This is a genomic window from uncultured Alistipes sp. (assembly GCF_902388705.1).
Lineage (GTDB): Bacteria > Bacteroidota > Bacteroidia > Bacteroidales > Rikenellaceae > Alistipes.
This window is the reverse complement of the sequence record NZ_CABMQJ010000022.1, coordinates 26,881-33,141: the sequence shown is the minus strand read 5'-3', so window position 1 is coordinate 33,141 and position 6,261 is coordinate 26,881. Positions and strand designations below refer to the sequence as shown.

General features: G+C 52.0%; 5 protein-coding genes, 1 tRNA gene and 1 pseudogene. 4 read left to right on the top strand and 3 right to left on the bottom strand.

Features of this window, described 5'->3' with window-relative positions; all coding sequences use genetic code 11:
- The 3 genes and pseudogenes from QZT71_RS12545 to QZT71_RS07370 all read right to left on the bottom strand — a co-directional run.
- Positions 1–173 (bottom strand): annotated as a pseudogene (locus QZT71_RS12545) (iron ABC transporter permease); the annotation flags it as partial.
- Complete coding sequence (locus tag QZT71_RS07375) at positions 174–1,145, bottom strand: energy transducer TonB (RefSeq protein WP_295914488.1); 972 nt, start codon at positions 1,143–1,145, stop codon at positions 174–176.
- Positions 1,145–2,296, bottom strand: a complete 1,152-nt coding sequence (locus QZT71_RS07370; protein ID WP_295914484.1) for an ABC transporter substrate-binding protein — start codon at positions 2,294–2,296, stop codon at positions 1,145–1,147. Before QZT71_RS07370 ends, QZT71_RS07375 begins: the two co-directional genes overlap by 1 nt.
- An 80-nt stretch (positions 2,297–2,376) precedes the next feature.
- On the opposite strand from QZT71_RS07370, the gene QZT71_RS07365 reads away from it, so the two are divergent.
- From QZT71_RS07365 to QZT71_RS07350, 4 genes are all read left to right on the top strand, one after another.
- Positions 2,377–2,451 (top strand) — tRNA-Pro (locus QZT71_RS07365).
- A gap of 329 nt (positions 2,452–2,780) precedes the next feature.
- On the top strand, positions 2,781–3,440 hold the full coding sequence (locus tag QZT71_RS07360) for a hypothetical protein (protein ID WP_295914481.1): 660 nt from the start codon (positions 2,781–2,783) through the stop codon (positions 3,438–3,440).
- Between the two features lie 482 nt (positions 3,441–3,922).
- Complete coding sequence (locus QZT71_RS07355) at positions 3,923–4,447, top strand: hypothetical protein (RefSeq protein ID WP_295914479.1); 525 nt, start codon at positions 3,923–3,925, stop codon at positions 4,445–4,447.
- A 1-nt stretch (position 4,448) separates the two neighbouring features.
- The gene (locus QZT71_RS07350; RefSeq protein WP_295914477.1) at positions 4,449–5,549 is read left to right on the top strand and encodes a hypothetical protein; all 1,101 of its coding nucleotides are present in this window, start codon (positions 4,449–4,451) and stop codon (positions 5,547–5,549) included.
- The last annotated feature ends 712 nt before the right edge of the window (positions 5,550–6,261 follow it).

Sequence of the window (6,261 nt, the reverse complement as noted above, 5' to 3'; positions counted from 1 at the left end):
CGGATTTTGAGGATGATGTCCCGCACGGCGGGATCGCAGCCTCCGCCCGTGAGCGCCGCCCAGACCTCGCCCGGGGTCACGGCGACCGAGCCCACCAGGAGGTCGGCAGCGAAGAGTGCGGCGGTCAGCAGCGCGAGTGCGGTGAAAAGGAGCGTGGTTCTGCGGGCGGCCATTTAGCGGTAATGGAATTTGAACGACGTTTCGTAGCGGACGTCGACCGGTTGGCCGTCGATGGTGCCCGGAGTCCATTTGGGCGACTTTTTCAACGTTTCGAGCGTCTTTTTCCGGCACATGTCGTTATGGGAGCGGAGGATTTCGATGTCGCGCAGCTTGCCTTTGCTGTCAATTGTGAAGGCGACCCGTACGATGCCCGATGCGGCCTGCTGGTACTCCCCGCTCCTGTAGCGGAGGTTGCGGAAGAACCACGAGTGGAACTGCGAAGCGTATTGCCCCTGGAACAGCGGATAGACGATATCGCGGTGGATTCGGCGTCCCTGCGCGTCGACGGGGTAGCATTTGAGGGGCCGCAGGTGCCGGAAATCGACGGGCAGCAGGTAGCGGATTTCGACCGGTGCGCCTCCGACCTGTCCGGGCGACCAGGCGGGGGAGTTCATCGCTACGCTGCGCACCTTGCCCAGGGCCCGCGGGTCGCAGGGCGTTACGCTTTCGCAGGAGGCGATGCGGCCGTCTTTGCCGATGGTGATTACGGCGTTTACGACTTCGCTGCGCAGCTGCCTGTACTCGTTGTCCGAAACGAAGGGCAGCCGGCTGCAGACCCACCGGACGAAATATTCGAAATCCCGGTTGTAGAACTGCGGAATTTTCACTTTCAGGTCGAGGCGGTTGCCCAGCGTGTCGATGGCGAAGACCTCGTAGCCCTGCCGTACCATGGCGATGCCGTCGTTGAACGTGTAGGCTTTGTTGTAACGGCAGGGGATGACCTCGGCGCCGCTGCGGTCGACGAAGCCGTAGAGCGAATCGCGCTTGACGACGGCGCGCCCGTCGGAATAGTAGCGGAACCAGGGGGCCGCATACTGCGTTGCAGGCTGATTCTGCGCTGCGGCGGGTGCGGGGTTTTGCGGCGGAAGCTGCGCCGCGGCCTGCAGGCAGGCGAGCGAGAGGATCAGGGTGGCGATTCGTTTCATTATTCCAGACGTTTGTAGTAATGGAGTTCCGCCGTGCCGGCCGTTTCGGGGCGGAGGATTGCATTCAGGTCGCGCAGCACCAGGTCGGGACGCACGACGCCCGACTCCCAGAAATCGGAACCCCCGGCCGGGGTCTGGTGGCGGTTGTTGTTGAAGACCATGCGGCCGCGTACGGCGGGGACTTCGGCGAATTTGGGATTCTGGGCCGTGAGTTCCGCCATGGTGTTGCAGGGCCCGACATTGAGCCATACGTCGGCGGCGTTGGCCAGCAGGTAGGCCTCCTCCATGTCGATTGCCACCGACGTGTCGGAATCGTTTTTCGTGTAGATGTACTCGCCGCCCGCATCCTCGATCAGCCGCACCATGAAACTGCGGGACGAGGGCATGAACCACGTGTCGCGGTAGGGGGTGTTGAGCATGACTTTCGGACGTGCCGCCGCTGCTGTCGCCGTGGCGGCCTTGAGTGCGTTGTAGCGGTCGGCGATTCCACGGAATGTTTCGGCGCCCGTGTCGCGGACGTTGCACAGCTCGGCGGGAACCATCAGCCATTCGGCCTTGCCCAGCGGCGACTCTTCCATGTAGTCGCCGACATATATATAGGGTATGCCCAGTTCGCGGAGCTTCCCGGTGACGACGGTATTTTCGCCCGTCACGCCGTAGAGCAGGACGAGGTCGGGGCGCATGGCCGCCAGCAGTTCGAAGTCGAGGTTGGTGTCGTATCCCACGTCGCGGACTTCGCCGCAGTAGCGGTGTTCGTTGACATGTGCATTGGAGATGTAGTCGATTCCCGAAACGCCCGAAACGCGGCGGACTTCGCCGATGGCGTCGAACATGGCCACATGGCTCGACGACATGCAGACCACATGCCGCACGGGGGCCTTGACGATTTGTCCTTCGAATCCGGCGGGGGCTTCGGCACCGTCGCGCAGGACGAGCAGGTGCTGCTCGACGTCGCCTGCGCCCTGCCACGGGTTGCGGACGGTGATGAGGGTCGATGCGTCGTCGTCCGTGCCGCGGATGGCGAAGCCCGAGGCGTAGGCCGGGGTGTAGATTTCAATCGTGAAATCGTCCGCGGAGCGTACGCCGGAGCCTCCGCAGGCAGTGGCCAGGAGTACGCAGAGGGCGGATATGAGGGTCGAGAATCGTTTCATTGAGGACAAAATTAGAAAAAAATCCTGCAGAAATGCGCCGATTTATGAAAAATATACTATATTTGCAGTCCGAAACGCTACGGGGTGTAGCTCAGCCCGGTTAGAGTACGCGTCTGGGGGGCGCGTGGTCGCAAGTTCGAATCTTGTCACCCCGACTAATCGTTTTCCCCGAAAAACCTCTGCGAAAGCAGGGGTTTTTCTTTGTTGTAGCGGGCGCAGGGAATCGGGTCGCGCGCTGAATAATCGAGTTTTTTGCAACACGTTTCCGTGAAAGAAGGCGGGATGGCGGGCGGTAATCCGGGAAAGATGCCGCCCGACGCGATGCGCCTGCGGGTGAGAATCCCGACGGGTTGACAATCGTCGGGATTTTTGTTTTCTGTGGAATGCTTTGATTGCGGCTGTTTCTCGTTATCTTTGTAAAGGCGGCCGCCTCATGAATATCCGGGAAGCCTTTCCTTTATTGCATCTGAAAATTCGGGGTAAAATGAAAAAAGCAATATTGTCACTCCTGTTCGCGGTATCGGCGGTTTGGTGCGCCGGACAGAATCCGGACAGCCTTCGCAATGCCGGGATAGACAAGTTGTCGATGGGCAAACTGGAAACGCTCGTCGAAGCGGGATTGCTGTCGGAATCGGAACTCCCTTTTTTCGGGCGGGAGCTGTTGAAGATGATTCAGGACGGGATGCTGACCGACACGATGACGGTCGGGCAGACGGTCGACTTGTTCCGGGTGCGCAAAAAGCAGCGGGAAGAGCTCGTCGCGCGAGCCAATGATTCCGGGAAGGATACCGTGTACATAAGAACGCCTGCGGGCGATAAAATCTGCATCGGCACGGGTGAAATGTCGTTGGAGAAGCTGGTTTTGAGGGAAGCCCGGGGAAGTTTCCCCGTAAAATACGGGGAGCCGGGCCATGATGCCCGCATGACGGCTGAAAATATGCAGTTGTTTGCGGCTGCGGTTTCCGACCTCGTCCAATCCGATGAGATTGCGGGCATGCTGGTCGGGAACGCCATGCTGATTATCCCGGAATGCGGCCTGGATTTGTCCGAATACCGAATCGGGGATTTGGTCGAAATCGGAAAGCGGATTAGAAACTCCCGGGAGTTCGCGCCGTTTATACGGATTCTCAATTCGGCGGATTGAGGCGGGGCGGTTGCCGGTTCGTGCATTCGGGTTCCGGGTATTGCCGAAGCCGGAATTGCGGACGGGCGTTTTTGCAATCGCCTTGTATCGTTTCGTCCGAATGCGATTCGGAGGGGCTTGAACTGCGCTTGTGGCAGATGGGCCCGGAAGTCGTGTGACGGGACAGCGCTTCCGACACAATCGCAGACGAGTTGACAATCTTTCTTGACATGCAACACGGATGCCCCCCCCATTTGTGACCGGCCGGTTTTTTAGAACAAAGTTACACTACGGGACACACACACGGTTCAAGCCGCTGTGTAATGGGAGGGCTATTCTCAAGTTTCTTAATTTACAACTATCATACACTTTGCAATTAACATGTCAATGCGGGCAACTTTTATTAGCTATTATCTTATTCAAAATATGAAGAAATAAAAAAAAAGAGTGTGTTTTTTTGAGAAAATAATTATCTTTATTGCAGAGTAATTTATAAAAATTATATGAAGGTAGTACTCAAATTATGCTTGTTACTCGTTTTTATTTTTGGTAATGGTTGTGGCCATACGAATGTTGACGAACGAATAAAGAAATTTATGTCATCGAATTTATTGGTTGCTGATACTAATGTCCGAGAGTTAATAGATGTTGAGTTTGAAAAGTATAATTACTGCTTTATTTCTTATATTGATCCGTATGAGTGTGTTTCATGTTATATGAATAGGATTGTAAGAATCCATGAGCATCCGGTTATGAAAGATAACAGTATTGGGCAAATAATTATTATTTCTGCTGATTCTAATCCGGAGCAGATAGAGATGGTACGAGCTTATTGTGAGAATGAGATCAGAAGCTTGGTTGATGCGGGCAATGCAATCTATGATGCGAATCCGGCTCTGGCGATATCTGCATGCAGAACATTTATGATCACCCGGGATTATAAAGTGCGGTGGGTGGGCAATCCTTTAATCTCAAAAGAAACCGTGCGCTTATTCATGGAAGGAATTAACTGTTTAAAAATAAATTAATATGAAAATATTTTCTTCCCCGGTTGTATTGTTTTTAATTGCCTTTAGTATGATGGGATGTAAAGGTAATTATGATGAAAAGTCGTTTAACGGGGACATTGTATATATTCAAAATGATGTGCCTGAAGACAAGGCCATAGGTGTCCCGGTAGAGTTGAAAGCTTTATATCTGGGTAGCGCTATTACAGTACAGGATTCGATTTTGGTTTGCTGGACTCCCAAAGATCCGAATGTGTTTTTTCATGTATATAATCTAAAGACCGGCGAGTTATGCGGGAAGTTTTGTCATAAAGGCCGGGGCCCGGAGGAAACGGTTGCGACGGCACCGATTTTTCAGATATATAAGGAAAACGGTGCGATGAAAGCACTTGTAAATTTCCACAATGAACGAAAAATCATGCATTGGAATATTACGGAATCCATCAGGCAACAACGAAGTGTTTTCGAAGGTATGACACCTCGATATGACAAGTCGGTAAAATACAAAGAGATTTTTTGGCTGAATCCGGGCGAGGTCATAGGCTATGTTTCTTCCGAACCGTTGACATTTGTCCATGACAGTGCCACGCTGCCTTATCTGATAAAATGCGCTGCGAAAACGGGAAAGCCTGTCGTTTCGTACGACTTGTTTGCCGGAACGCTCGAATGGGAGCGGAAGAGGGAGCAATCTCCTTTGCCTGACGATTATTACTATTCGATGAACTGTATTAGCCCCGACCGATCTAAAATTGCGATGGGGATGGCCATGTTGGCACAGATTAATGTGTTGGATTTGGAAACCGGGCGACAGACGGGCTATCGTTTGAAAGGGATGCCGGGGTTTGAGATTTTTCGCAAGAATCTCGATGATGCAAAGGTGTATTTTACCCAAGTCCAAGCCGATGATTCGCATATTTATGCATTGTATTCCGATAAAAAATACGGGAGCGGTTGGGGTGCTCAAGACTTACTGTATATTTTTAATTGGAATGGCGAACTCGTTCGCAAAGTGCGTTTGGCAAATGGTGTAAAATACATATCTGTTGGGAATCCGGGTATACTCTATACTTTAGATGATAATGAAGAGTATGTGTATAAATATAATCTATTCCCATTCATTTAGTTATTGTATTTTGTATGAAAAAAACGTTAATAGTTTGTGCAGTTGGTGTTCTGAGTTTAAGTGTTTTGATGCTCATACAATCTGTTGCCCACAGGGAAATGAGTATTATGGACTTTAATGTGGAGGCCCTTGCTTCTACGGAGGGAACTAAAATCAAGGATTGCCATATAGCTGGCAGTGGAAGTTCTGGTTTTAAATTGGAATGTCCGCGCAATACATCTAGCTCGGTAATTTATCCATGCCCTCATTCGGATAGTTTCATCTATTCGGAGATTAAGTTTTATTGCGTCGACGAATAGCGACTTACCTGTATTGACTGCCCCCCCCCGGTGATTTTAATTCATCGGGGTTTTTCATTTTTCTTGTCGGACATATGGCTGGCTGTTGTCAATGCGGCGAATGGAAACCATATTCCGATGGTAGTTTGGCTCGGGACGGTGTTTTTCGAAACGTCTATATGGACAGGGCGAGATTTTGATGCGGCTCGAGAGGAGGACTTGACAATGCGAGGCGTCGGTTGTACAGCGCCCGGGATATGTCGAATTATTTTACTATCTTTGCAACAAGTTCCGTGCGGCGGCCGTTGTTATTTTAAATTCGGGCCACTGGTTCCGCCTGCCATTCCACTTGGCGGCCGCTTTGAATATCTTTCCGGAAAAAGGCCGCGGTTTTTCCGGTAATATCTCCCGAATGCGGGGAAATTTGCAGGGGT

Coding starts and splice junctions, on each gene's coding strand:
- QZT71_RS07355 (WP_295914479.1), top strand. CDS start 3,923: ATGAAGGTAGTACTCAAATTATGCTTGTTACTCGTTTTTATTTTTGGT.
- QZT71_RS07370 (WP_295914484.1), bottom strand. CDS start 2,296: ATGAAACGATTCTCGACCCTCATATCCGCCCTCTGCGTACTCCTGGCC.
- QZT71_RS07360 (WP_295914481.1), top strand. CDS start 2,781: ATGAAAAAAGCAATATTGTCACTCCTGTTCGCGGTATCGGCGGTTTGG.
- QZT71_RS07375 (WP_295914488.1), bottom strand. CDS start 1,145: ATGAAACGAATCGCCACCCTGATCCTCTCGCTCGCCTGCCTGCAGGCC.
- QZT71_RS07350 (WP_295914477.1), top strand. CDS start 4,449: ATGAAAATATTTTCTTCCCCGGTTGTATTGTTTTTAATTGCCTTTAGT.